The organism is Candidatus Rokuibacteriota bacterium, assembly GCA_016188005.1.
In the GTDB taxonomy this organism is placed as follows: Bacteria; Methylomirabilota; Methylomirabilia; order Rokubacteriales; family CSP1-6; genus UBA12499.
The window spans coordinates 14,067-39,478 of record JACPIQ010000094.1 but is presented as its reverse complement, the minus strand read 5'-3'; the positions used below and the strand labels follow the sequence as shown (position 1 = coordinate 39,478).

The following is a 25,412-nucleotide window of genomic DNA, read 5'->3' as shown; positions in this document are numbered from 1 at the left end:
TCCAGGGAGACCAGGCGGCTGATCACCGGCTGCTCCCACCCGTTGAGCCCCACGCCGTGGCCGTACTGGAGCCCGAAGCACGACTCCTCGTTGGGGAAGCCGAACTCCTGGGCGCGCGGCCAGATGCTGGCGATGTCGGCGGTGGTGATGCCCGGCTTGATCATGGCGATGGCCCGGTCCAGGTCCTCGCGGCAGCGCGTGTAGGCGTCGCCCATGGCGGCGGAGGCGCTGCCGACCGCGAAGGTGCGGTAGTAGCACGTCCGGTAGCCCGTGAACGAATGGCAGATGTCGAAGTAGGCGGGATCGCCGGGGCGCAGGACACGGTCCGAGAAGATGTGCGGGTGCGGGTTGCAGCGCTCGCCGCTGACGGCGTTGACGGTCTCGACGCCCTCCGAGCCCAGGTCGTGGAGCGTCTTCGCCACGAGCCCGACCAGCTCGTTCTCCGCGACGCCGGGGCGCATGGCGCGGTAGAGCTCCTCGTAGGCGGCGTCCACCATCGCCGCGGAGGTGTTCAGCAGCGTGATCTCGTCCCGCGTCTTGATGCGCCGGGCGGCCTGCATGACCTGCTGGCCGTCGACGACCGTGATGCCCTCCTTCTGCAGCGCGTAGAAGACGGGCGGCTCCATCATGTCCACGCCGAGCGGGGCCTTGTCGAGCCCCCGCATCTCGAGCTCGCGCTTGATCTTCCGCGCCACGTCCTCCGCCCGCCCCATCGCCGGCGTCATGGCGCCGCGCAGCAGCGCGATGCCGGCGCGCGAGCGCCCCTCACCCATCCACGGGCAGTGGAGCTCGTGGTGCCGCGCGGCTGACCCGAAGTCCCACATGATGGGCTCGGCGCCCCGCGGCAGGAGGCAGAAGCGCGACAGCTTGTCGAGCGCCCAGGTGCCGATGAGCGTGCTGGTGATGTAGCGGATGTTGTACATGTCGAAGCAGAGGAGGCCGCCGAGCTCCGAGGCCTCGAGCTGCGCCTGCGCGCGCGCCAGGCGCTCCCGGCGGAGCCGCTCGACGTTCACGCGCTCTTCCCAGTCCACGCTCATGCTGCCGTAGGTGTGGAGCCCCATCACGCGCCTCCGTTCTGTCCCGACCGTTGGCTGGTGCCCCGCGGGCCACCCATGCCCGCGACCACGGCGACGATCGCCGCGCAGTCCTCCGTCGCGAGTCCGAGGCCGCGCGGCGCCATGCGCTGGGCCGGCGCGCCGGGCCCCCGCGTGGCGCGCGGCGGCAGCTCCGCCTTCTCGCCGGGCATGGGCGCGCTACGCCGCCTCGATCAGGCCGACGACGGCGCCCACCTCGACGCGCTCGGAGGGGCGGTGCCGGAGCTCGGTGACGCGGCCGCCGACCTCGGCCTCGATGACGACGGTGGCCTTCTCCGTCTCGACCTCGAGGAGCCCGCTGCCGGGCGCGACGTGGTCGCCGACCTTGACGAGCCAGCTCTTGATCTCGCAGTCGATCGTCTCCATCCCGAGCTTCGGGATGCGGATCTCGTGAAGGGTCACGCCTTGACTCCGGCGAGACAGCCGCGGCACGCCTCGAGGAGCCGCTCGCGGGAGGGCAGCACGACGCTCTCGAGGGGCGTGCTGAATGGCACGGGGACGTCGGCGCGGGTGATCCGCCGCACCGGCGCCCGCAGCGCCTCCCAGGCCCGGTCGGCGAACAGCGCGGCGAGCTCGGCGGCGAAGCCGCAGGTGCGGTTGGAGTCGTCGAAGAGGACGACGTGCCCGGTCTTCCGCGCGGAGGCGAGCAGGGTCTCGGCGTCCAGCGGCAAGAGGCTCCGGGGATCGATGACCTCGGCGGAGATGCCCTCCTGCGCCAGGGTCTCGGCGGCGGCGAGGGCCTCCGGCACGAGGGGGCCCACGGCGACGATGGTGAGGTCGGCGCCCGCGCGGGCGACGCGCGCCCGCCCGAGGGGGGTGACATAGTCGCCGTCCGGCACGGGCCCCTTGGTCGCGAGGAGCGCAGCGGGCGAGAAGACCACGACGGGATCGTCCTCGCGGATCGCCGCCTTGAAGAGCCCCTTGGCGTCCTCGGGCGTCGTCGGCATCACGGTCTTCATGCCCATGTGGAGCAGCAGCGGGTAGGGGTGGTCGGAGTGCTGGCCCGCGAGCGCGCGTCGCGCCCCCGAGGCCGTGATCACGTAGGTCACGGGGATCGTTCCCTGGCCGCCCATCATGTAGCGGAGCTTCTGCGCCTGGTCCACGAGCTGGTCGAAGGCCACGAAGAGGAGGGCGTTGATCTGGTACTCCACCACCGGCCGCATCCCCGCCAGCGCCGCGCCCGTCGCCAGCCCGGTGAAGGCGGCCTCCGAGATGGGGGTGTCGTAGATCCGCGCGGGCCCGAACTCGCCGATGATGCCCTTCGTCAGGCCACGGACGCTGTGGCGCACATCCTCGCCGAGGACGATCACCGAGGAGTCGCGCCGCATCTCCTCGAAGAGGCCCTCTCGCATCGCCTCGAGATACCGCAGCTCGCGCATGGGGGTGTCCTCGCGCTCCCTCACCAGCCTCGGGCGGGCAGGCCCGGGTAGGTCGTCGCGTACATGCCGTCAAGCGCCTCCTCGGCGGCGGGCAGCGGGCTCTGTCGCGCGAAGGCGACGGCGTCCTCGAGCACCGCCTCGACCGCCTCGTCCACCTCCGCCGGGTCGCAGATCTGCCGCTCGCGCAACCAGGCGGGGTAGGTCACGAGCGGGTCCCGCTGCCGCCACTCCTCGATCTCCTCGTCCGACCGGTACCTGATGCCGAGCGCCTTCTCCGCGGTGAAGTGACCGACGAACCGGTAGGTCCGGCACTCGAGGAAGCTCGGGCCGCCGCCCGAGCGGGCCCGCGCCACGGCGCGACGGGCCCCCTCGTGGACGGCCCGGACGTCCATGCCGTCGACGGTGTCGCCGGGCATGCCGAAGGCCGCGGCGCGGTCGGCCAGGCGCTGGAGCGGCGACATCTCCCGGATCGAGGCGGTGATGGCGTAGCCGTTGTTCTCGCAGACGAAGACGACCGGCAGCTTCCAGATGGCGCCCAGGTTGAGGGCCTCGAGCAGGGCACCCTGGTTGGTGGCGCCATCCCCGAAGAAGGCGACGGCCACGCCGTCGCGCCCCTTGAGCCTGGCGGCCATGGCGGCGCCGCAGGCGATCGGCGCGCCCGCGCCCACGATGCCGTTGGCGCCGAAGATCCCGAGCTCGAGGTCGGCGATGTGCATCGAGCCGCCGCGCCCGCGGTTGTAGCCGGCGGTCTTGCCCATGAGCTCGGCCATCATCCGGCGCGGATCCCCGCCCTTCGCGAGGATGTGGCCGTGGCCACGGTGTGTCGAGGTGATGACGTCGTCGGGGCGCAGCGCATGGCAGACGCCGGTGGCCACCGCCTCCTCGCCGACGTACTCGTGGGCGGCCCCGGGGATCTCGTTGCGGTTGATCAGCTCCACGACCCGCTGCTCGAAGCGCCGGATCGTCCGCATCGTGCGGTAGAAGCCCACGAGCTGGTCTCGGCTCAGCTCCCCCATCGGGTCCCTCCCGCCTGGTCGCTGGTGGTTCGCGGCGATGGCATGCGGCTGCGCTCCGGGATGCGATCGCGGTGGCTCACGGCGCCAGAACCTCCGGGCGCCGGGCGGTGTTCAATATATTGGACATCTGGTGCAAAAACAATCTAGAGTGCGGACGCCGCCCCGTGCAATGCGCCAGATGCACCATTAATACCCGGCAGGCGCACCGGGGGCGCCGGCCCACGGCGGGGATCGGCGCTCAGCGCGCCCTCCCGCGCGAGGCGGCCGCCCACGGGTCGATGAGGGTCTTCACGCGGTCGCTTCGCCGCTCGGCGATGGGCAGGATGCCGTCCTCGACGAGCCGCTCGAGCGGGAGCATCGTCGGGGCGATGTCGGTCCAGCGCCCGCGGCGGGAGCCCAGGAGCCGCAGGGCCTCCGGCAGGTCCACGCCGCATGCATGCGCCTTGGTCCCGACGAGCTCCATCTCGCCGGTCGTCACGCGCCGCAGGTCGAGGCTGCGGGGGTCGTCGTGCAGGCCCACGAGCACCACCCGGCCCCCTGGCAGGACGGCCTCGAGCGCGCCGGTCACCGTTCGCTCGCCGCCGACGACCTCGTACACGACTGCCGGCTGGACACCCCGGTCGCGGAGCTGCTCCGCCAGCGGCGAATCGGACGTTGGGAGGAGCGTCTCCGCCGCACCCAGGTCGGCCGCCAGCCTAAGGCGCTCTGGCACCACGTCCACGACGGTCACCCTGGCGCCCAGCGCGGCCGCCGCATAGGTCAGGAACGCCCCGATGCCGCCGGCACCGATGATCACGGCTTCGTCCTGCGGGCGCAGCCGGCCCCGGCGCATGGAGTGCACGGCGATGGCCATGGGCTGCGCCAGGGCCGCGGTCTCCTCGTCCAGCCCGAGTGGCTCCCCGCTGAGGCAGGTGCTGGCGGGAACCGCGCAGAACTGAGCGAGCCCGCCGTGTCGCTCCAGGCCCACCGTGCAGTAGTGGACGCAGAGGTTCGTCTGGCCGGCCGCGCACGGCTCGCAGGTGCCGCAGGAGATTCCCGCGCCGCTCGCCACCACCTGTCCGACCTCGAACCCGTCCACGCCGGCGCCCATGGCGACGATCCGCCCCGCGACCTCGTGGCCCGGAATCATCGGGCCGAGGTGGCCGGTGACAGGATGGCGGGAGTGGATGGGGTACTGGATCGGCCCGCGCAGGTACTCGGTGACATCCGTGCCGCAGATCCCCGCCGCGTGGACCTCGAGAATCAGCTCCCCCGCCGCCAGGATGGGATCGGGCACGGCCTCGATCCGGATATCCGCCGTGTCGTGGTAGACGGCTGCCTTCATGTCGCCCTCCCCGTGCAGATCCCGGCCACGCCCTCCTCGGGGTGCCGCCGCGCGGACGTGTGAGAGGGCAGGCGCGCGGTCATGGTGCCCCCGGCCGGCTACCGGGCCTCCTCGCTGCATGCGAACGCGTCCCCGCAGCGGAGGCGCGCGATCTCGTTCCCGTCGTAGCCGAGCCACGCGAGGACCTCGTCCGTGTGCTCTCCCAGGGCGGGCGGCACGCGCCGCACCGGCGGACGCATCCGGTCCCACTCGATCGGCAGCGCGATGCTCCGGTAGTCCGGCAGCCGCGGATGCGGGGTACTCACGACCACGCCGCTCTGCCGCGTCTGGGGCTCCGCCATCACCGCGTCGACGCCGAGGACGGGCGCGGCCGGCACCCCGGCGCGTCGCAGCAGCTCCACCAGCTCCGGGCTCCGATGGGTCCGGGTGCGCGCGGAGAGGGCCTCCACCAGGGGCCCCCGGTGCCGGACGCGCGAGGGATTGTCGCGGAACCGGAGATCGTCGGCGAGCTCGGGAGCCCCGAGCGCGGCGGCCAGCCGCCGGAAGAGCGCGTCCGAGCCGGCGGCGATCATCACCGGCCCGTCGGTGGCGGGGAAGGCCTGGTAGGGCACGATCATCGCGGAGCCGGAGCCGCAGCGCTGGGGGAGCTCGCCGGAGCCCAGGTACCCGATGGCGTGGTAGGACATCCACATGAGGGCGGTGTCGAACAGGGCGGTCGTCACCTCGACGCCTCGCCCCGTCGCGTCTCGCTCCCGGAGCGCGGCCACGATGCCAAGGGCCGCCCACATGCCCGTTCCCATGTCGACGATGGAGGTGCCGACACGGGCCGGCTCCTGGTCCGGGTGGCCGTTCACCGACATGAGCCCGCCGTAGGCCTGCAAGAGCGGGTCGTAGCCCGGCTGGTCGCGCAGGGGCCCACGCGCGCCGAAGGCGGTGACGGAGCAGTACACCAGCCGCGGGTTCAGGGCCGCGGCGCCCGCGTAGTCGAGCCCCAGCTTGCGCACGGCACCGGGGCGCAGGCTCTGCACGAACACGTCGGCGCGCGCGATCAGCCGCCGCAGCACCTCGATCCCGGCCGGCTGCTTGAGGTCCAGGGCCAGGCTGCGCTTGTTCCGGTTCATGGCGAGGAAGGCCGCGCTCTCCCCGCCCCAGAACGGCGGGCCCCAGGCCCGGGCCTCATCGCCCCGCCCCGCCCGCTCGACCTTGACGACCTCGGCGCCCATGTCGCCGAGGATCTGCGTGCAGAAGGGGCCCGCGACGTTCTGGGTCAGGTCGGCGACGACGAGCCCCTCGATGGGCAGCCGCGGCTGCGGCTCGGATCCCAAGACGGGCGCGGTGGAGTGCGGGATCGGTGGCGTCCCCATGGCTCGCGGCGAGTCAGCCGCCCCGGGACTCCGATCTCGCCGACGCCCGCCGGCGGCCGAGGCCCCGGGTCCGTCTCCGCCCCGCCGGGCCCCAGTCGCCCCGGCCCGGGGCCGAGCCGTTCGGCTGGGGATGACCCGCGAGGTCTCGACCGATGCGCTGGGCCGCCCTGAGCATCTTCGGGGCCCAGCGCGGCCGGTGCCGCAGCCCCTGCGACCCGGGCACGGAGATGCAGATGCCGGCGACGATCCGGCCGCGCACGATGATCGGTACGGCGATCGCGTAGATCCCGTCGATGTTCTCGCCGTCGCTGGTGGCGAACCCCCGCCTCCGGACCTCCTGCAGCTCGCGCCGCAGCCGGATCGGGTCCGTGATCGTGTGTGGCGTCATCGCCGGGAGCCCTTCCACCCGCCGGACGGCCTCCGGGAGGGAGGGCGGGGAGAACGCGAGGATCAGCTTCCCGATGGCGGTGGCATGCAGCGGGCGCGGCGCGCCGATCTCGACGTTGACGCGAACGGATTCCGTCCCATCGATCCGGTCGATGTAGATGGCCTTGAGCCCGCTCTGCACTCCGAGATAGACGTTCTCATGCGTCTCGCGCGCGAGCCATTCGAGATGCGGCCGGGCCACGCGGGGCAGCTGCAGGTTCGAGACGATCCGGAACGCGAGCCTGACGAGCTGCGGCCCGATCACGACGCCGGCACGCTCGTGCGCCCGCTCGACGATCCCCAGCTCCAGGAAGTGCCGGAGGATCAGCGACAGGGTGCTCTTCGGGATGTCGAGGCGCTGCGCCAGGGTCGATGCGGTGATCCCCTCGGGCTGGTCCACGAGGGCGGCCAGGAGGGACGCGGTCCGCGTGTAACCGCGGCCCGGGACGTGAGCGCGCCTCTTCATGGCCTCGGGACTTGCGGGCGTCTGGGGGTGTTCAACATGTTGGACGTCGCGTTCGGGAAGCAGTATGGGCGAGCGCCCCGGAGGCGGCCATGCCCCCGATGCATCATTTTCGTCCCGTCAACGCATCACGGCCGTGCGAGAAATCCCTTGACGCCCCTTGGCGGCGCCGCGGAGAATGCCAGTCATGTTTCTGCGCAGCGTGCAGGCGGCGCGCAGCGGCCGGGACCCGGCGCTCGATCGCCGCCTCGCCGCCGGCCGCCGTCCGCGATTCCGTGACCCCGTCGCCCGCTGACGCCGCGCCAGCGCGCGCTCGAACGGAGGCGACCATGGAGAAGGCCCAGCACTACATCGACGGCGAGTTCGTGGCCCCGGCGTCCGGCGCGTACTTCGAGTCCTACGACCCGTACCGCGGTGAGCCCTGGGCGCTCGTCGCGCGGGGCGACGCCGCGGACGTCGATCGTGCCGTCCGGGCCGCGCACCGGGCGTTCACCGACGGCGCCTGGCCCGCCCTGAACGCCAGCCAGCGCGGGGCCCTGCTCCGCCGGCTCGGGGATCTGGTCGCGCGTGAGGCCCGGCGACTCGCGGAGCTGGAGGTGCGCGACAACGGCAAGCTGATCGCCGAGATGGCCGCGCAGCTCGCCTACGCGCCGAACTGGTACTACTACTTCGGCGGCCTCGCGGACAAGATCGAAGGCGCCGTCCTCCCCATCGACAAGAAGGGCTACTTCAACTTCACCCGCCCCGAGCCGCTCGGCGTCTGCGCGGCGATCTGTCCGTGGAACTCGCCGCTGCTGATCCTGGCATTCAAGCTGGCGCCGGCGCTGGCGGCGGGCAACACGGTGGTGGTGAAGCCCTCCGAGTTCACCTCCCTGTCCACACTGGAGTTCGTGAAGCTGGTCGCGGAGGCCGGCTTCCCCCCGGGCGTGGTCAATGTGGTCACGGGCTTCGGCAAGGACGTCGGCATGCCGCTGGTCGAGCACCCGCTCGTCGCCAAGGTCGCCTTCACCGGCTCGGACGCCACCGGCCGCGTCATCAACGAGGCGGCGGCACGGCACTTCAAGCGCGTGACCATGGAGCTCGGCGGCAAGTCCCCGAACATCGTCTTCGAGGACGCCGACCTGGACGACGCGGTGAACGGCGCCGTGTCCGGGATCTTCGCCGCCACCGGACAGACATGCATCGCGGGCAGCCGGCTACTCCTGCAGGAGAGCATCCACGACGCCTTCATGGAGAAGCTCCTCGCGCTCGCCCGGACCGCGAGGATGGGCGATCCCCTCGAGTACTCGACGCAGGTCGGCCCGGTCACCACCCGCCCGCAGTACGACAAGGTGCTGAGCTACATCGACATCGCGCTGAAGGAGGGGGCGAAGCTGGAGCTGGGCGGCGGGCGCGCGACGCGCCCCGAGTGCGGCGCCGGCTGGTTCATCGAGCCGACGATCTTTTCGGGAGTCGAGAACACCATGCGCATCGCTCAGGAGGAGGTGTTCGGGCCGGTCCTCTCCGTCATCCGCTTCGGGAGCGAGGCCGAGGCGATCCGCATCGCGAACGACGTCCGGTTCGGCCTGGCCGCCGGCGTCTGGACGCGTGACCTCTCCCGCATGCTCCGCGTGGCCGAGGCGATCCGCGTCGGCACCGTCTGGGTGAACACCTACCGCTCCGTTTCCTACCTGTCCCCCTTCGGGGGCTACAAGGACTCGGGCCTCGGGCGCGAGAATGGCCAGGAGATGATCCGCGAGTACCTGCAGGTGAAGAGCGTCTGGATCAACGTCGGTGCGCCGACCGCCAACCCCTTCGTGATGCGCTGAGCGCGCGCCGGGGCAGGGGCCGGGGCAATCGCGAGCGTGACCACTCCTCAACCCGGGAGGGCGGGATGAAATACAACGTCAAGGAAGCGAGATCTCGATGGGGCACGATGGCGAAGGACTACGAGCTCGGGATCGATTTCCACCGTCTACGGCAGGAGCGGTGTCAGCGGGCCCAGGCGGCCGTGAAGGCGGCGGGGCTGGGCGCCGTCCTGTGTTTCGACATGGACAACATCCGGTACATCACGAGCACGAACATCGGGGAGGCGTTCCGGGACTTCCTGGACCACTACTGCGTCCTGGCCAGGGAGGGCAAGCCCTATCTCTTCGACCCGGCGGTGCCCGCGAAGCGGATCGCCTGTCCCTGGATGGAAGACCGGATGGCGGCCCCGATCACTGCGCTCAAGGGCGCCCTGCCCCCCGCCGCCAACCTTCAGCAGGAGTTCGCCAGACAGATCAAGCGGGTGCTGACGGACTACGGCGTGGCGAAGGAGCCGCTGGGGATCGATATCTGCGAGATCCCCATGCTGCGAGCCCTCGAGAAGGAGGGGATCACGGTCGTGGACGGCACGCAGGCGATGCTGGACGCCCGGGAGATCAAGACGGCCGATGAGATCGAGCTCATGAAGCAGGCCGCATCCCTGGGCGACGCGGTACACGACCGCTGTGTCCGGGCCATCCGCCCCGGAGTCAAGGAGAGCGACCTCGTCGCCATGGCGACCTTCGAGTTCCTCCGGCTGGGGGCGGATCGCGTGCCGCTCATCCAGGCGGTCACGGGACCCCGGGGACGGCCCCACCCGCATACCCCCTCGGACCGGCTGATCCAGGCGGGAGACATGGTGTTCTATGATCCCGTCGTCCAGTTCATGGGATACAAGACCTGCTACTACCGCACGTTCATCTGCGGCAAGCCCAACCGGTATCAGGAAGAGGCCTACGAGACGGCCTCTGTCTGGCTGAGCCGGGCCCTCGACGTCTTCAAGCCCGGGATCACCACGGCGGACGTGGCGGCCGTCTGGCCCAAGGCGGAGGAGTTCGGCTACCGGAACGAGGCCGAGGCGTTCCTGCTACAGTACTCTCACGGGCTCGGGCTGGGGTCCTGGGAGCGTCCGATCATCTCGCGCCGGTTCTCCTTCGACCATCCCCAGACGATCAAGGAGGGGATGGTCTTTGCCGTGGAGACGTGGTGCGGCGCCGCCGACGGCTCGGGCGCCGCGAGGATCGAGGAGGAGATCGTGGTGACCGAGAACGGCTGCGAGCTCATCACCAACTTCCCCAGCGATCACCTCATCTCCTGCGGCATTCCCGGCTGCGAGGTGTACGTGGGGTAGGGCTTGCTCCGCCGGGCCCGATCTGCTAACTGAGGAGGGGAGCCGGAGCCGGTCAGCCCGCCGTGCCGGGCCGGTCGGGAGGAGGAGCCCATGCCCATCGCCTATATCCCGCGAACCCAGGAGCGCTACGCCGCCTTCGCCCCGTACAAGTGGGCGATCAACACGGAGGCGCCGTGGACGCCGCTCGCCAAGCCGCTCAGGGACTGCCGGCTCGCCGTCATCACCTCCGGCGGCTTCTACCTCCCCGGGCAGGCGCCCTTCGTGGACAACGACATCTCGTTCCGGACGCTCCCGAAGGACGTGGACCTGAGCCGCCTCAAGATCCACCACCACGGCTACCGCGACGCCGACGCCGACCGCGACCCCAACTGCGTCTTCCCCATGGACAGGCTGCGCGAGTTCGAAGCGGCCGGCGTCATCGGCGAGCTGGTGGGCGCGCTCTCCTTCGTCATGGTCTATTCCCATCGCCGGGAGGTCCAGGAGCGCGCGCCCGGGATGGTCGCCGCGCTCAAGGCCATGGGGGCCGAGGCGGCACTCTGCGTCCCCGTCTGACCCGTGTGCCATCAGTCCGTGGGACTGATCGCGCGCGAGGTGGAGCGAGCCGGCATCCCCACGCTCTGCATGAGCTCGGCCTGGGACATCACCTTTGCCGTGAGGCCACCCCGGGCGGTCTTCATCAACTTCCCGCTCAACCACGAGACGGGGAAGGCCGATGATGCCCCGCTCGGGCGCCGCATTCTGCTCGATGCCTTCAGGGCCTTCGAGACGCTCTGGGCCCCGGGACAGATCCTGACTCTGCCCTATGTCTGGGACCCGGATGACCGCTCGTGGGAGGACAAGGACTTCGGCCCGGGCTTCGAGCTGTACGGCACGGGCGAGTCGCTGCAGGAGGGCTTCGGCGAGAAGACGTTGAAGCGGGCCAGCCAGCCCGCGCCTGCCCGTACCTGACCGCCAGCCCGCTCGAGGCTGGGGCCTCCGGGCCCCACCCGACGGCCATGACTGACCGGCTCGCGGCCGACCCCTGCGCCTGCCGTTCAGGGTCCGTGCGCCGCCCCGCGCGCCGTGCCCGACGCGCTCGCGCCCGCCGGGCGCGGCGTCACGGCGGCCGACCTCGCAACGCCTCCAGCCGCGCCTCCAGCGCGGCGGCGACGTCGGGGAGCTGCTCGGCCAGGTCAGTGGTGTCGGGGGCATCGTGCCGGAGGTCGAACAGCGCCCGATCTCCCGCCGTCCACGTCCACTCGGGCGAGACCCGGTGGTCGGCCAGCGTCCGGAGGAGCTTGTAGGGCTCGAGCGTCAGCGCGAGCATGGGCTCACCCTCTGGGAGCCCTGCGGCCCGGGGCTCCCCTCCGGAGTCAGTCCTCGAGGATCTGGCGGATCAGCCCTGGATAGCCCGGGTCCTCGCGCGGGTCATAGCCTGGCACCACGGAGCGGTTGAGGAGGAACTGGGCCGCGGCCGCAAGCCAGCCGGCCCCCTCGCCCTCGCCGGCGTGCTGAGCATCCTCGAGGAGGAGCGCCACCTGGACGATGCGCGCGATGCGGGTGACGAGCCCGCGCACGTGATAGGCCGCCTCCTGCTGGTCTGCCCGCAGCAAGCCGTCCATCGCGCCCCGGGCGTCGTCGAGCGCCGTGAGCGCGCGATCGCGCGTCGCGACCAGCGCGGGAGCCTCCACGCCCAGGAGCAGCTCCTGGGTGTGGCGCAGGAGCGCGTGGTGCATCTTCGCGCGGACCGAGTCCCGCAGGACCTGCGACATCAGCGTGTTGTGCGGCCCTTCCCAGGACTCCTGCACCGGCACCTCCCGGTAGAGCCGCGGCAGCGGGCTGAAGTCCTCGATGGTGCCGTTGCCGCCCAGGATCTCGATGGCATGGTGGACCACGAGCCCGGCGTCGATGGAGCAGGCGTACTTGTTGACGTTCACCGCCGTGCGGTAGAGCGCGTCCTCCTCCGGGTGCGTCCCGGCGAGCGCGAGCCGGTCCTCCGTGGCGGCCGCGAAGAGGGTGCTGGCGAGCCCGGCCGTGGCGAGCACCCGCATCTCGGCCAGCTGCTGGCGCACGGCGGGGAAGTCCACGAGCCGCTGGCCGAACGCCTCGCGCAGCCGCGCGTAGTGCCATGCCTCGACCCACGCCCGGCGCATGATCCCGGAGGCGTCGATGCCCACCTCCAGGCGCGAGGTGTTGATGACGATGCCCATCAGGAGCTTGAAGCCCTCCTCGAGCCGGCCGAGCTGATGGGCGCGGGCGTCCTGGAAGTCGATCTCGCCCGTGGGCAAGGTCCGTGTGCCCAGCTTGTTCTTGAGCCGGCGGATCAGGATCCCGTTGGGCCGACCGTCCGGAAGGCGCCGCGGCACCACGAACAGCCCGATGCCCGGCGTGCCCTCGGGCGCCCCCTCGGGTCTGGCGCTCAGCGCGTAGAGATCGGCGCCCAGGTTGGAGCAGAACCACTTCTCCCCGCTGATGTGCCACACCCCGTCCTCGCCCGGCACGCGGCGCGCGACGCAGGCGTTGGCACCCACGTCCGAGCCGCCCTGGACCTCGGTGAGCATCTGCGAGGCGTGCCAGCGCCGGTCGTAGTCGCGGTCGAGGAGGCGCGGGAGCCACTCGCGCTTCATCCAGTCGGTGCCGCTGCGCTGGATGGCCTTGATGAGCCCGGCGGTGCAGGCCACCGAGCAGAGGTGGGGAACCTCGCCGTTCAACGCGAAGAGATAGGTGAGGGCCGCGTGGAGCGTCATGTTCCCCGGCTCTCCCAGCGCCGCCAGGATGCCCGAGCGCCAGACACGCCGGCCCACCTCGTGATGCGCGGGGTGGAAGACGACGTCGACCGAGCGCTCGCCGATGCTGCTCCAGCCCTCGAGCCTCGGCAGATGCTCGGGCCGGTCCAGCTCCGTCGAGGCTCGGCTCACGACGCCCGCCGAGTCGGCGCCGGCCTGCCGGAGCGCCGGCTCCACCGCCGCCAGCCGGGCCGGCCCGAGCCGGCGGCGCAGCGCCATCCGGAGATAGCGATCGTCCTCGTAGAAGTTGGTGGGCTTGGCCGCTTCCCACCGGGCGAGCAGCGCGCGGCCGTGCTGGCTTCGGTCCATGGGGCTCCTCCCTGGGGCCAGGCGCCTGCCGGAGCGCCCGGGGCGGCCTGCGGCCGGCCAGCCGGGAGCCCCGTGGGTGCGTAGGAGTTTGTCATACTCCAGGACCCGGCCGAGGTCACGCTGAATCTTCGGGGGAGATCCGACTTTCCTTCCCCGGCACGTCAATGCCAGTATTGTCCCCGGCTGGCCCCATCCCATCCACGCTCCATTCGCGACAGGAGGACGCCATGGCTCGCCACCTCAAGCGCGGGATCGACGCGGGCGCCATCAGGGCCGCCGACACCAAGGTTCGCGAGACCGTCGAGGCGATGCTCGCCGACATCGAGACGCGCCGCGACGTCGCGGTCCGGGAGCTCTCCCAGAGGCTCGACCAGTGGTCACCCGCGAGCTTCCGGCTGAGCCCGGAGGAGATCGAGCGCGCCGTCGCACGGGTCGCCACGCGCGATCTCGAGGACATCCGCTTCGCCCAGGCGCAGGTGCGCCACTTCGCGGAACGGCAGAAGGCGACCCTGCAGGACCTCGAGGTCGAGACCTTGCCCGGCGTGATCCTCGGGCACCGCCACATCCCGGTGAACAGCATCGGCTGCTACGTGCCGGGCGGCCGCTATCCGATGGTCGCCTCGGCCCACATGTCCATCGTGACCGCGAAGGTCGCGGGCGTGCGCCGCATCGTCGCCTGCGCGCCGCCGTTCAAGGGTGGACCGCATCCCGCCATCGTCGCCGCGATGCACCTGGGCGGCGCCGACGAGATCTACGTCCTCGGGGGGGTGCAGGCGGTGGCCGCCATGGCGCTCGGCACGTGCAGGCGGTGGCCGCCATGGCGCTCGGCACCGAGACCATCGCGCCCGTCGCCATGATCGTGGGGCCGGGCAACGCCTATGTCGCCGAGGCCAAGCGCCAGCTGTTCGGGCGCGTCGGCATCGATCTCCTCGCCGGGCCGACCGAGACGCTGGTCATCGCCGACGAGACCGTGGACGGCGAGATCTGCGCCACCGATCTCCTCGGCCAGGCGGAGCACGGGCCGACCTCTCCGGCGATCCTCCTCACCACCTCGGAGCGGCTCGCGCGCGCGACCCTGGGCGAGGTCGAGCGGCTGCTCACGATCCTGCCGACGGCGGATGCCGCCGCCCGGGCGTGGGCGGACCACGGGGAGGTCATCGTCTGCGACGATGACGACGAGATGGTGCGGGAGGCCGACCGCATCGCCTCCGAGCACGTCCAGGTGATGACCAGGGACCCGGACTACTTCCTCGCCCGGATGACCAATTACGGCTCGCTCTTCCTGGGGCCGCGCACCAACGTCGCCTACGGCGACAAGGTGATCGGCACCAACCACACGCTGCCCACCAGGAAGGCGGCCCGCTACACGGGCGGCCTCTGGGTCGGCAAGTTCCTCAAGACCTGTACCTACCAGCGGGTGCTGACCGACCAGGCCAGCGCCCTCGTCGGGGAGTACTGCTCCCGGCTCTGCGTGCTCGAGGGCTTCTCGGCGCATGCGGAGCAGGCCAATGTGCGCCTGCGCCGCTACGGCGGGCGCACGGTCGGCTACGCCCAGCCCGCGGTGTGAGCGGCCCGGGACTGCGTTCGTGAGCCGCCGCCGCTAGAAGGTGAGCTTGTCGCCCGGGCTGATCGGGAACACCTGGGTCCCGCCGGGACCGAGGGCGGCCTGGTACTCCTGCGGAGTGCCCCGCAGCACCGGGAACGTGCCGTAATGGAAGGGGATCGCGTAGCGGGGCTTGAGCATCTCGCGAGTCGCGTAGGCGGCGTCGCGCGGGTCCATGACGAAGTGCCCGCCGATGGGGATCATGATGAGGTCCGGCTTGTAGTATTCCCCGATCAGCCGCATGTCGCCGAACAGCCCCGTGTCGCCCATGTGGTAGAGCTTGAAGCCGTTCTCGAGCTCGATGACGAAGCCGCAGGGCTCGCCGCCGGGGTAGGTGGTGGTCTTCTTCGTCGTGGGGTCGCTCACCGTCACCTCGGAGGAATGCTCCGCGCGCACCTGGGTGATGCTGATCTGGGGACCCATCGGGTTAACCCGGCCTCCCTTGCCGAAGCGCACGCCCTGGTCGGGCGGCACCCAGCCGAGGTCGGTCATCGTGGCGATGAGCCCGGCGGGGCCATAGATCTTGGCGCCGGTGCGCTTGGCCAGCTCCGCGACGTCACCCGTATGGTCGCCGTGACCGTGGGTGACGAGGATCGCGTCCACCTTGCCGAGGGCGTCCAGGTTCTTGTGCGCTGCAGGCGTCTTCGGGTTCTTGGTGAGGAACGGGTCGATGATGATGACCTTGCCGGTGAGCGAGGTGAGCTTGGTCGCCGACTGACCGAGCCACTGGACCTCGACCTTGGCGCTCTGGGCCCAGGCGGGCGCCGCGGCCAGGGCCACGGTCGCCGCGCCGGCGAGCTTGAGAAAGTCGCGGCGGCCGAGGCCGGAGAGGCGCTCCTCGGGCGGGGCGACGCGGCGGCCGAGGTAGTCAGGAACGATCTGGCACATGGTTGCGCTCCCCCTTGCGGCTCGCGGGTGATGGAGATGACGACAGCCACGCGTGGACTCGACGGACTGAGCGTACCACGGGGCGCAAGGGGGGTCAGGTCTTGCAATACGACATCGGCAGGGGTCCGGCCTTGCATTGCGATCTGGATCCGAGGACCCCGAGTGCGCCCTCCGGCGGGCCCGTCGCGTTCGGATTGGGGTTATCATGCCGGGGAGCCGTGCCCTGCGACGGGACCCGCTCGCCGCGCACGAGCGGATCGTGAATGACGCGGGCCGGGCGAGACCCAGGACCGCGATACCCGGGAGGACGGCGATGGGCGTGATCGAGGCGTGGCTGGCTGACCTGAGAGACGTGCTCCACGACGAGACCGCCACCGTGGCCGATGTGCGGATCGGCGTCTTCTACACCGCGGCGGCGCTGGGGACGGGCGAGGCGGGCGCGGCCCTCACCCCGCGCGATCAGGCCGACACCGTCTGCTGCCCGCGGTCGGCCGCGGCGGCGCCCCAGGCCGGCCGGCTGGCGGGGCAGGATGCCTGGGCGCTGGCCCGCGAGGCGACGGACCGGAACTCGCTCCGGCGGGCCGTGGGCGTGGCCGTGCTCAACGCACTGTCGGCGCGCGCCCTGGCCCGTGCGGGGGTGCCCGGCGGCGCGCTCCTGCCCGGGGTGGACGCGCTCCAGGCCGCCGGCGTCCGCCCCGAGGACCGCGTGGCGATGGTCGGCGCCTTCGTGCCCTTCATCAAGGCGCTCAAGGGGCGCGTGGCGGAGCTGTGGGTGGTGGACAGGCACCGCGACGCGCTCAAGGGGGATGAGCTGCCCTTCTGGAAGTCTCCCGAGCAGGCGCTCCAGGTGCTCGGCGACGCCAGCGTGGTGGTCATCACCGGCTCGGCCCTGGTGGAAGGTGGCCTCGACTCGCTCCTGGCGGCCTCGTGCGGCGCCCGCAGGGTGGTGATGGCGGGACCGACGGCCTCGGCCTGGCCGCGGCCCTTCTTCGAGCGTGGCGTGCACGTGCTGGGCGGGATCCGCGTGCGGGACGGCCGCGCGCTGCTCCAGGTGGTGAGCGAGGGCGGCTCGGGCTACTTCTTCGACAACGTGGCCGAGAAGGTCTGCATCGTCCGGGAGGGGGAGGCGCTCGACATCGCCCGCCGGTCCGCGGCCTGATCCCGATGCGCAACGGCGGCGAGCTGATCGTCGAGTACCTGGTCCGCGAGAAGGTCCCCTACGTCTTCGGCCTCTGCGGCCATGGCAATGTCGGGCTCCTCGACGCCCTCTACGACCGCACCGACGCCATCCACACCATCTCGACGCGCCACGAGCAGACCGCGGGCCACATGGCGGATGCCTATTACCGGGTGGCCCATCGCCCGGTGGCGACGCTCACCTCCTGCGGCCCCGGCTCCTGCAACATTCCCATCGCACTGGCCTGCGCCTTCATGGACTCCTCCGCCTTCCTGGCCATCACGGCCAATGTCCCCACCTCCCAGTTCAACCGCGCGCCCTTCCAGGAGACGTACCGGCACTTCCAGGCCGACTTCCCCTCGGTGATCCGCCCGTACGTGAAGCGCTCGTGGCAGCCCACGCGGGCTGACATGCTTCCCACGGCGCTGCGCCAGGCCTTCGCGACCATGCTCTCGGGCCGGCCCGGCCCCGTGAACCTGGACGTGCCGTTCAACGTGTTCAAGGAGCCGGCCGAGGGCGAGGTGCCCGACCCGGGCGACTGGCGCCAGGGGATCTCCTCACGGAGCGGGGGCGATCCCGAGTCGGTCCGGCAGGCGGTGGATCTTCTGCGCGGCGCGCGGCGCCCGCTCATCTTCGTGGGGCATGGCGTGGCGCTCTCCGAGGCGGGCGAGGAGCTGACACGTCTGGCGCGCGGCCTGCGGATCCCGGTGATCTTCTCGCCCAATGCCTTTGGCACTCTCGACATGCAGGACCCGCTGGCGCTGGGCTTCGTGGGCAGGAACGGCGCCTTCCAGGCCAACGAGGCGGCGCGCACCTCGGACGTGCTTCTCGCCGTCGGCGTCCGCTTCGACGACCGCTCCTCCTCCTCCTGGATCCCTGGCTACTCCTTCAACATCCCCCCCACCCGCCTCATCCACGTGGACGTGGACCCGCAGGAGATCGGGCGCAACTATCCCGTGCATCTCGGCATCGTCGGTGACGCCCGCACCGTGCTGCGCCAGATGCTCGCCGCCTCGGAGGCGCCGGGCCCGGCGCCCGCGGGGCGGGAGGCGTGGCTCGGGGACATCGCGGGCTGGCGCCGGAGGTGGGAGGAGTTCGTGCGGCCGGGCGGGGAGTCGGACGCAGTCCCCATTCACCCGCAGCGCGTGGTCCAGGCGCTCCGCGCCGTGGCGCCCGACGACGCCATCATCCTTCCCGACTCGGGCGTTCACCACAACTGGGTGGTCCAGTTCTGGAAGGCGCGCCGCCCGCAAACCGTGCTCAACACCTGGGGCTTCTCCGCCATGGGATTCGGCGTGGCGGGCGTGCTCGGTGCCAGGCTGGCCGCTCCCGACAGGCCCTGCGTGGCTGTCTGCGGCGACGGCGGCTTCATGATGCGCCCCGACGTGCTGGCCACGGCCGTCGAGTACGACATCCCCGCCGTGTGGCTCATCTGGAACAACTTCGCCTACGGCGCCATCCGCGACATCCAGACGGGGCTCTTCGCCAAGCGCGAGATCGCCACCTCCTTCGTCCGGGAGCGCGACGGGCGCCTCGTGAACCCGGACTTCGTGGCGCTGGCGCGCGCCTGCGGCGTCGAGGGCATCCGCGTCGAGCAGGCCGTGGACCTCGCCCCGGCCATCGAGCACGCGATCGGCGCCGGCACCCCCTTCGTGCTGGACGTCCACGTGGACCGCGACATCAGACCGCCGGCAGTGGGCACCTGGGCCTTGCCGCCCCTGCCCCATGGCGAGCCCGCCTTCGGCGCCCGCCGGCTCCCCGAGGAGGAGACCCGATGACGAGCGCTCCGGGAGAGAAGCCCCAGGCGAAGATCATGCGGATGGAGGAGGCGTTCTGGGAATTGCCGCCCAAGCACTTCCAGGCCTTCTCGAAGATGCTCGTGCATCCGACCACGGCCGCCACGAAGCACTTCGACTTCCGCATCTCCTCCTATCAGCCGCGCGGCTATGCCGAGGTGCACGTCCACGAGGTGGCCGAGAACCTCTACTACATCCTCCAGGGCAAGGGCATCGTGGAGCTGGACGGCATCAAGCACCTCGTGGAGCCCCACATGGTCATCCACATCCCGCCCGGCGTCAGCCACGGCATCTTCAACACGGGCATCGAGGACCTCGTCTTCCTCGTGGTGGCCTCGCCCCCCTACGACATGCCGGCAGTCGAGCAAACCGGCGGCCGCGCCACGCCCGAGCGCTGACGGCCTGATGGCCGCCTTCCCCCGCCTCTTCGCGCCGGGCCGGATCGGGCGCCTGGCGCTCCGGAACCGCATCCTCATGGCGCCGATGGAGAAGAACCTCGCGACGGCAGCGGGCGCCGTCACCCAGCGCTACATCGATTATGTCGAGGCGCGCGCCGCCGGCGGCGCCGCCCTCATCCTGCTCGAGTCCATGTACGCGCACCCGGCCGGCCGGAACCACCTCTATCAGCTGGGCATCCACGACGACGCCCTCGTGCCCGGCTACCGGCGCCTCGTGGACGCCTGCCACCGCCACGGCGCCCTCGTGGGCGCGGAGCTGCAGTTCGCCGGGCGCGAGACCTCCGCCGCGGTCACGGGGACCCAGCCCGTGGCGCCCTCGCCCGTGCCGTGCATGACGCTGGCGGGAGGCGAGATGCCGCGCGCTCTCACGGTGGCGGAGATCGCTGCCATCGTCACCGACTTCGCGGCGGCGGCCCGGCGCGCGGTGGCCGCCGGCTTCGACGCCATCGAGGTACACGGCGCCCACGGCTATCTCATCGGCCAGTTCCTCTCCCCCTATGCCAACCGTCGCGACGATGAGTATGGCGGCGACTTCGAGCGGCGGCTGCGCTTTCCGCTGGAGGTGATCGTGGCCATCCGCGAGGCGGCGGGGCCGGAGCTGCCGCTTCTCTACCGGCTCTCCGCCGAGGAGCACGTGGAGGGCGGGCTCACGCTGGCCGACCTCTGCACGATCGCGCCGCGCCTCGAGGCCGCGGGCATCGACGCGCTGGATGTCTCCTCCGGCATCTACGAATCGGCGGTGTGGATGGTGCAGCCCATGGAGATGCCGCAGGGGTGCCTGGCGCCGCTGGCCCGGGAGATCCGCCGCGCGGTGACGATTCCCGTGAGCGTCGCCGGCAGGATCAGCGACGCGCATGTCGCCGAGCGCATCCTCGACTCGGGGGACGCCGACTTCGTGACGCTGGGGCGGGCGCTCCACGCCGATCCCGAGATGCCGCGGAAGAGCCGCGAGGGGCGCGAGCGGGAGATCTGCTACTGCGTGGCCTGCCTCAAGTGCAGCGACCTGCTGGGGCAGAACCAGCCGGTCCTCTGCCTGGCCAACACGCGCACGGCCAGGGAGCGGGAGTACGCCCCGCGCCCGGCGGCGAGGCCCGAGCGCGTGGTGGTGGTGGGGGCGGGGCCCGCCGGGCTCGAGGCGGCGCGGGTGCTGGCGCTGCGCGGCCATGCGGTGACCGTGATCGAGCGCGCCGGTGAGCCCGGCGGCCAGCTGCTCCTGAGCCGGCGCGTGCCGAAGCGGGAGGAGCTGGCCGGCCTCGCCGCCTATCTCGCCGACGCGGCGCTCAGAGCGGGGGCCGAGCTCAGGCTCGGTGTGGAGGCGACGGTGGAGATCGTGCTCGCCGAGAGGCCCGATGCGGTGGTCGTGGCGACGGGGGCCAGGCCCGGCCTGCCACCGATCGCCGGGATCGTGGACAGCCCGGCCGTGGACCCCTTCGACGTGCTGCGACGCCCGGGAGGGCCTGTCCGCCGCGCGCTCGTGATCGGCGGCGGTCTCTTGGGCGTGGGAGTGGCCCATGTGCTGGCCGAGCGCGGGGCCGACGTCGTCATCACCGAGCCCGGCGGCGAGCTGGCGGCCGAGATCGGGCTCCGTCCGCGCTGGCAGCACGTGGCCAATCTCCGCGCGCGGCCCAACGTGACGGTGAGACTCGGCACCACCGTCGAGTCGCTGTCGGCCAACGGAGCTCGGCTCAGGCGGCAGGCCGAGGCGGAGACGGAGGCGCTCGAGAAGATCGACCTCGTGGTGCCGGCGCGCCCGATGCTCCCGGTCACCGCGCTCGGGGACGCGCTGAAGGCCCTCCCCGCCGGGCCGGCCGTCTTCGACATCGGCGACTGCGTCCTGCCGCGCACGGCCTTCGAGGCCATGCAGGAAGGCGCCGCCCTCGGCCACCGGCTCTGACGTGTCCCCGTGAGCATGCCCGGACCACTCCGCGAGCCGCCGATCTACCGGCCCTTCGCGCTGCTCGCCTTTGCGACGACCCTGCTGGGCGGGACGCCGATCGGCGTCTGGATGCTCGCCTGGCTCTACCTCGGCGCGCCGGCGGTCTCCGTCGAGTGGATCTTGCTCCACGCCAATCTCCAGCTCCTCGGCTTCTTCGCCACGCTGATCCCCGGGGTGGCCCAGCACCTGATCGCCCGCTTCACCGGGCGCCCCGTGAGCCGCCATCCGATGTCCCGCTGGGTGCTGGGCCTGCTGGCCGTGGCATTGGCGCTGCGACTCGGGGGCACGGCCAGCGGCCTGCCCGCGCTCGTGCTCGCGGCCTCGCTCTGCCAGACCGCGGCCTTCCTGGTCTTCGGGGTGTGGGTCTGGCGCTCGCTGGACCCGCCGCCGCTCGTGCTGCTGAGGCGGCAGCTCACGCTGAGCACGGCATGGTTCGCGCTCGCCTGTCTGATGGAGGCGGGTCTCCGTGCACAGGCCCTCGTTCAGGGCGTGCCGGTGCCGCCCATGAGTGCGATGCGGGCCGTCCATCTGATGGCGCTCTTCGGCGGAGTGATCGGCTGGGTGCTGGGGGTGCTGCTGCGGGCCGGGCCCATGTTCTTTCCGTCGTGGAGCGTGCCGCCGGGGGCGGCGCGGCTCATGCCCGCGCTCCTCGCCCTCGGCGTCGTCATCGCCGCGGCAGGCGAGGCGGGGGACTGGCCGGGGGCTGTCGGACCGGGGCTGGCCCGGCTCGGCGACGGCATCGCACTGTGGACGGTGGGCGCGGTCTTCGTGATGGCGGGTGCCTGGCGGCGACGGGCGAGGAAGGCGCTGCCGATGGTGGCCAGGAGCGCGGAGGAGGGGCGCATCTTCAGGCTGGGCGCGGCCTCGGCGGGCGCGGCGGGGGTGGCCGCCGTGCTCACGACGGCTGCGGCCTGGGCGGGACAGCCGGCCTACCTGGTCACGGACGCTGTCCGCCACCTCGTCACCGTCGGCTTCCTCGTCTCGGTGGTCGTGGCGATGAGCTTCCGACTCATCCCGGTCCTCGAGCTGACGGCGCTGCCGTGGCCCGGGCTCCGGATCGTGGCCTTCTGGGCGCTCCTGGGCGGCATCGTCCTCAGGACGGCCGAGGTGCTCGTCAGCGCGGGCCTGGGCGCGGTCGCCCCGCTCGTGCCGCTGGCGGGGCTCCTCGTCTGGATCGCGCTCGTCTCGGTGGCGGTCAACCTGGTCGGCGCGTTGACGGCCGCAGTCCGGCAGGGCCGCGCCCGCGCAGCCCGGGAGGCGGCGGGATAGCCGTCGTTTGGCCTACCAATATGAGCGGGATGTCCTATGGCCCGGCCGCCGAGCAAGGTGAATGGTGCTGGTAGCGCGACAGCAGCGCGCGGAGGGAGGTGACACCGATGCTCGGTTCCAGCGTGCCCCTCATAATCGTTCTGGCGCTGGCCACCGCCGGGGCGCTCGCCCTCGTGGCGGCCTTCGGCGGCATGCCCGGCGTCACCCGCGCGGCGACCCGCTCCTTCTGGTGCCCCGTCCAGGGCCGGAATGTCACCGCGGGCTTCGCCGAGCAAGTCTGGGACGGCAAGCTCATCTCGGTGAACCGCTGCAGCGCCTTCACGCCATCGACGGCGATCGGCTGCGACAAGGCGTGCCTGCGGATGAAGCGGCTGCAGGCCATGAGACGGACGGCCGTGCCCGCGTGAAGAGGTGATCCGCTACCGGTCGGGGCCGGGCTGTGGGCGGGCCGGGGCGCGGGGGTCGGGGTTGTCGAGGATCTCGTGAGCGCGGCCCTCGCGGTACTGGCGGAGCGCCTCGCGGAACTTCGGGTGCTTGTTGGCGAGGATGGCGACGGCCAGGAGAGCCGCGTTGACGGCGCCGGCCCTGCCGATGGCGAGGGTGCCCACCGGGATGCCCGCCGGCATCTGGACCGTGGAGAGAAGCGAGTCCAGCCCCCTGAGCGCCCTGGACTCGACGGGGATGCCGAGCACGGGCAAGGTGGTCCTGGCGGCAGTGACCCCCGCCAGGTGCGCGGCGCCCCCCGCCGCGGCGATGATCACCTCGAGCCCCCGGCGCTCCGCCGATTGCGCGTATTCGGAGAGTGCGTCAGGGGTGCGGTGGGCCGAGAGCACCCGCACCTCGAAAGGCACGGCGAGCGCGTCGAGGGTGTCGGCGGCGTGGACCACCGTCTTCCAGTCCGACCTGGAGCCCATGATGAGGCCCACGAGAGGTGGCATGGGCCAGCATTGTAGCAGGCTCGCCCGCGCCGCTCACCCGGACTTGCCTCCCGCCGGACGGGACCGGCGGCCGAGCCGCGCCAGCCGCCCGAGCGGGCGGTCCCGCTGGAGGAACTCGAGGAAGGCCCTGGCCGACGGGCCGAGCGCCCGGGCCTCGTGACGGATCACATGGAAGTGGCGCTCGATGGGTAGCCCGCGCAGCCCGAGCGCCCGGAGCTGACCGCTCGCCACCTCGTTGCGGACGGCGTACTGGGACACCAGGGCCACCCCGAGCCCCGCCCGCACCCCCTGCTTGATGGCCTCGGTGTGCCCGAGCTCGAGACAGGCCTCGAGGCGGAGGCCCGCGCGCTCCAGCGCCGCCTCTGCCACCCGGCGCGTCGCCGAGCCTTCCTCGCGGGTGAGGAGGCATTCCTCGTTGAGCCGCTCCGGCGCGACCGTGCGCCTGGCCGCCCAGCGATGACGCGGAGGCACGATCAGCACGATGCGGTCCACGAGGCTGGCCTCCACGCACGTCTCCTTGAACTCCGGCAGGTGGCCACCCACCATCCCGAGGTCCACCTCGCCCGCCCGCACGCGCTCCTCGATCTCCCGGGTGTTGGCGATGCGGAGCGCCACGTCGATCTTGGGGTGGCGGGCCTTGAAGCGGCCGAGGAGCCATGGCAGCACGTAGAGGCCGGGCGTCGTGCTCCCGCCGAGGACGAGCATGCCGCGCTCGAGTCCGCGCAGCTCGCTCAAGGCCTCCTGCGCCCCCTGCACCACCGCGAGGATGCGCTGGGCGTGCTCCTCCAGGAGCCGTCCCGCCTCGGTGAGGCGGATCGTCCGGCCGAGACGGTCGAAGAGCGGCAGGGCGACTTCCCCTTCCAGCTCCTTGATCTGCTGGGAGAGCGCGGGCTGGCTGAGCGCCACGGTCCCGGCCGCCTTGCGGAAGCTGCGGGCGCGCGCCACCGCGAGGAAGCTCTCCAGCTGCCGCAGAGTCATGCGCCGACTCATAGCACGTGGTCAGCGGCGCGGGCAATCGCTCCGTTCATGGTCCCTGCTGCATGGTATACTTTCTCTGGGTTGTCGACCGCTCGAGGAGGAGCCGTCCGTGACCGGGTATCTGCCCGTGGTCGTCTTCCTGGCCCTGATCGTCGGCTTCGGCGTGGTGTCCCTGCTGGCCTCCCGCATCCTTCGCCCGTCCCGCCCTTATCCTTCGAAGCTCGACAGCTACGAGTGCGGCGCCGAGACCATCGGCGAGGCGTGGGTGCAGTTCCCGGTGGGCTTCTACCTGGTGGCCCTGCTCTTCATCGTGTTCGACGTCCTCGCGGTGTTCCTCTTCCCCTGGGCCCTCGCGCTGCGGGAATTCGGGCTGTGGGCCGTGGGCAGCATGGCGGTCTTCGTCGCGATCCTCCTGATGGGCTGGCTCTACGCCCGCCGGGAGGGGATCCTCGAATGGAAGTGAAGGCGCCCGTCCCCCGGATCCCGCCTCTGGTCTGGACCGAGTTCAAGGACCTGCAGGAATGGGAGAAGTACCACCAGGAGCGCCCGGAAGGGGACCAGTACTCGAGCCTGATCGAGTCGGTGACGGAGGGGCTGCACCACTTCCCCGGCGGCTTCGCCCTCACCACCGTGGCGGACAGCTTCCTCAACTGGGCGCGGAAGTCGTCCGTCTGGCCCGTGACCTTCGGGCTGGCCTGCTGCGCCATCGAGATGATGGCGACCTTCGCCTCGCGCTTCGACGTGGAGCGGCTCGGCATGGTCCCGTGGGCCTCGCCGCGTCACTCGGACCTCATGATCGTCTCGGGCACGGTCACCATCAAGATGGCGCCGATGCTCAAGCGCATCTACGACCAGATGCCCGATCCCAAGTGGGCGGTGTCCATGGGCTCCTGCGCCAACTCGGGGGGCCCCTTCCGCCACGGCTACCACGTCGTGAAGGGCGTGGACCGGGTGATCCCCGTGGATGTCTATGTCCCGGGCTGTCCGCCGCCCCCGGAGTCGCTGCTCAACGGCCTGCTGCTGCTGCAGGAGCAGATCCAGCACTTCAAGCAGACGGGCCGGCGCGCCGCTCCCACCGCGAAGACCGACTAGC

At 71.8% G+C, this 25,412-nt stretch carries 25 protein-coding genes and 1 pseudogene; 13 read left to right on the top strand and 13 right to left on the bottom strand.

What is annotated here, in order from left to right:
* The 8 genes from HYV93_18575 to HYV93_18540 all read right to left on the bottom strand — a co-directional run.
* A partial coding sequence (locus HYV93_18575; GenBank protein ID MBI2527976.1) for a M24 family metallopeptidase occupies nt 1-1,061 on the bottom strand: 1,061 nt, incomplete at its 3' end.
* Entirely contained in the window at nt 1,061-1,246 is a 186-nt protein-coding gene (locus tag HYV93_18570) for a hypothetical protein (protein MBI2527975.1), read from the bottom strand. The genes HYV93_18575 and HYV93_18570, both read right to left, overlap by 1 nt.
* Before the next feature lie 7 nt (nt 1,247-1,253).
* On the bottom strand, nt 1,254-1,496 hold the full coding sequence (locus HYV93_18565; protein ID MBI2527974.1) for a hypothetical protein: 243 nt from the start codon (nt 1,494-1,496) through the stop codon (nt 1,254-1,256).
* A complete protein-coding gene (locus HYV93_18560) occupies nt 1,493-2,473 on the bottom strand; it encodes an alpha-ketoacid dehydrogenase subunit beta (GenBank protein ID MBI2527973.1) in 981 nt (326 codons plus the stop codon). The genes HYV93_18565 and HYV93_18560 overlap by 4 nt, the downstream gene beginning before the upstream one ends.
* A gap of 20 nt (nt 2,474-2,493) precedes the next feature.
* Entirely contained in the window at nt 2,494-3,489 is a 996-nt protein-coding gene (locus tag HYV93_18555) for a thiamine pyrophosphate-dependent dehydrogenase E1 component subunit alpha (GenBank protein MBI2527972.1), read from the bottom strand.
* A 238-nt stretch (nt 3,490-3,727) separates the two neighbouring features.
* Complete coding sequence (locus HYV93_18550; protein ID MBI2527971.1) at nt 3,728-4,813, bottom strand: alcohol dehydrogenase catalytic domain-containing protein; 1,086 nt, start codon at nt 4,811-4,813, stop codon at nt 3,728-3,730.
* Between the two features lie 98 nt (nt 4,814-4,911).
* Nucleotides 4,912-6,177: a CoA transferase gene (locus tag HYV93_18545; protein ID MBI2527970.1), complete on the bottom strand. Its 1,266-nt coding sequence runs from the start codon at nt 6,175-6,177 to the stop codon at nt 4,912-4,914.
* A 13-nt stretch (nt 6,178-6,190) separates the two neighbouring features.
* Nucleotides 6,191-7,069, bottom strand: a complete 879-nt coding sequence (locus HYV93_18540; GenBank protein ID MBI2527969.1) for an IclR family transcriptional regulator — start codon at nt 7,067-7,069, stop codon at nt 6,191-6,193.
* Between the two features lie 326 nt (nt 7,070-7,395).
* Here HYV93_18540 and HYV93_18535 point away from each other — a divergent pair, with 326 nt between their 5' ends.
* The 4 genes from HYV93_18535 to HYV93_18520 all read left to right on the top strand — a co-directional run bounded on the left by HYV93_18535 (nt 7,396) and on the right by HYV93_18520 (nt 11,150).
* Nucleotides 7,396-8,874 carry an aldehyde dehydrogenase gene (locus HYV93_18535; GenBank protein MBI2527968.1) on the top strand — a complete coding sequence of 493 codons (1,479 nt, stop codon included), beginning with the start codon at nt 7,396-7,398 and terminating at the stop codon, nt 8,872-8,874.
* A gap of 65 nt (nt 8,875-8,939) precedes the next feature.
* Complete coding sequence (locus HYV93_18530) at nt 8,940-10,202, top strand: aminopeptidase P family protein (protein MBI2527967.1); 1,263 nt, start codon at nt 8,940-8,942, stop codon at nt 10,200-10,202.
* A 90-nt stretch (nt 10,203-10,292) separates the two neighbouring features.
* Nucleotides 10,293-10,754, top strand: a complete 462-nt coding sequence (locus tag HYV93_18525) for a hypothetical protein (protein MBI2527966.1) — start codon at nt 10,293-10,295, stop codon at nt 10,752-10,754.
* Nucleotides 10,755-10,772: 18 nt separating this feature from the next.
* Nucleotides 10,773-11,150 (top strand): hypothetical protein, encoded by a 378-nt coding sequence (locus HYV93_18520; protein ID MBI2527965.1) that lies wholly within the window; start codon nt 10,773-10,775, stop codon nt 11,148-11,150.
* Between the two features lie 148 nt (nt 11,151-11,298).
* Here the strand turns inward: HYV93_18520 and HYV93_18515 are convergent, their stop codons facing one another.
* Nucleotides 11,299-11,508, bottom strand: coding sequence for a hypothetical protein (locus HYV93_18515; GenBank protein MBI2527964.1), 210 nt, complete (start codon nt 11,506-11,508; stop codon nt 11,299-11,301).
* Between the two features lie 46 nt (nt 11,509-11,554).
* Nucleotides 11,555-13,276, bottom strand: coding sequence for an acyl-CoA dehydrogenase family protein (locus tag HYV93_18510; protein ID MBI2527963.1), 1,722 nt, complete (start codon nt 13,274-13,276; stop codon nt 11,555-11,557).
* A 227-nt stretch (nt 13,277-13,503) separates the two neighbouring features.
* On the opposite strand from HYV93_18510, the pseudogene hisD reads away from it, so the two are divergent.
* Nucleotides 13,504-14,843 (top strand): annotated as a pseudogene (gene hisD / locus HYV93_18505) (histidinol dehydrogenase).
* 33 nt (nt 14,844-14,876) lie between these two features.
* On the opposite strand, the gene HYV93_18500 reads toward hisD, so the two are convergent.
* Nucleotides 14,877-15,767, bottom strand: a complete 891-nt coding sequence (locus tag HYV93_18500) for a metal-dependent hydrolase (protein MBI2527962.1) — start codon at nt 15,765-15,767, stop codon at nt 14,877-14,879.
* A 313-nt stretch (nt 15,768-16,080) separates the two neighbouring features.
* Here HYV93_18500 and HYV93_18495 point away from each other — a divergent pair, with 313 nt between their 5' ends.
* From HYV93_18495 to HYV93_18470, 6 genes are all read left to right on the top strand, one after another.
* Nucleotides 16,081-16,926 carry a DUF364 domain-containing protein gene (locus tag HYV93_18495; protein ID MBI2527961.1) on the top strand — a complete coding sequence of 282 codons (846 nt, stop codon included), beginning with the start codon at nt 16,081-16,083 and terminating at the stop codon, nt 16,924-16,926.
* Complete coding sequence (locus HYV93_18490; protein ID MBI2527960.1) at nt 16,926-18,722, top strand: thiamine pyrophosphate-binding protein; 1,797 nt, start codon at nt 16,926-16,928, stop codon at nt 18,720-18,722. Before HYV93_18495 ends, HYV93_18490 begins: the two co-directional genes overlap by 1 nt.
* A 35-nt stretch (nt 18,723-18,757) precedes the next feature.
* Nucleotides 18,758-19,138 carry a cupin domain-containing protein gene (locus HYV93_18485; GenBank protein MBI2527959.1) on the top strand — a complete coding sequence of 127 codons (381 nt, stop codon included), beginning with the start codon at nt 18,758-18,760 and terminating at the stop codon, nt 19,136-19,138.
* A 7-nt stretch (nt 19,139-19,145) separates the two neighbouring features.
* Entirely contained in the window at nt 19,146-21,092 is a 1,947-nt protein-coding gene (locus HYV93_18480) for an FAD-dependent oxidoreductase (GenBank protein ID MBI2527958.1), read from the top strand.
* A gap of 9 nt (nt 21,093-21,101) precedes the next feature.
* Nucleotides 21,102-22,403 (top strand): hypothetical protein, encoded by a 1,302-nt coding sequence (locus HYV93_18475; GenBank protein MBI2527957.1) that lies wholly within the window; start codon nt 21,102-21,104, stop codon nt 22,401-22,403.
* 107 nt (nt 22,404-22,510) lie between these two features.
* Nucleotides 22,511-22,810, top strand: a complete 300-nt coding sequence (locus HYV93_18470) for a hypothetical protein (GenBank protein ID MBI2527956.1) — start codon at nt 22,511-22,513, stop codon at nt 22,808-22,810.
* 12 nt (nt 22,811-22,822) lie between these two features.
* Here HYV93_18470 and purE read toward each other — a convergent pair whose 3' ends face one another.
* On the bottom strand, nt 22,823-23,341 hold the full coding sequence (purE, locus tag HYV93_18465) for a 5-(carboxyamino)imidazole ribonucleotide mutase (protein ID MBI2527955.1): 519 nt from the start codon (nt 23,339-23,341) through the stop codon (nt 22,823-22,825).
* Nucleotides 23,342-23,374: 33 nt separating this feature from the next.
* Complete coding sequence (locus HYV93_18460) at nt 23,375-24,319, bottom strand: LysR family transcriptional regulator (GenBank protein MBI2527954.1); 945 nt, start codon at nt 24,317-24,319, stop codon at nt 23,375-23,377.
* Between HYV93_18460 and ndhC the strand changes: the two genes are divergently transcribed.
* Both ndhC and HYV93_18450 read left to right on the top strand, forming a co-directional pair.
* On the top strand, nt 24,318-24,782 hold the full coding sequence (gene ndhC, locus HYV93_18455; protein ID MBI2527953.1) for an NADH-quinone oxidoreductase subunit A: 465 nt from the start codon (nt 24,318-24,320) through the stop codon (nt 24,780-24,782). The two genes, HYV93_18460 and ndhC, sit on opposite strands and share 2 nt — an antisense overlap.
* Entirely contained in the window at nt 24,773-25,411 is a 639-nt protein-coding gene (locus tag HYV93_18450; protein MBI2527952.1) for an NADH-quinone oxidoreductase subunit B, read from the top strand. Before ndhC ends, HYV93_18450 begins: the two co-directional genes overlap by 10 nt.
* Nucleotide 25,412 lies beyond the last annotated feature (1 nt).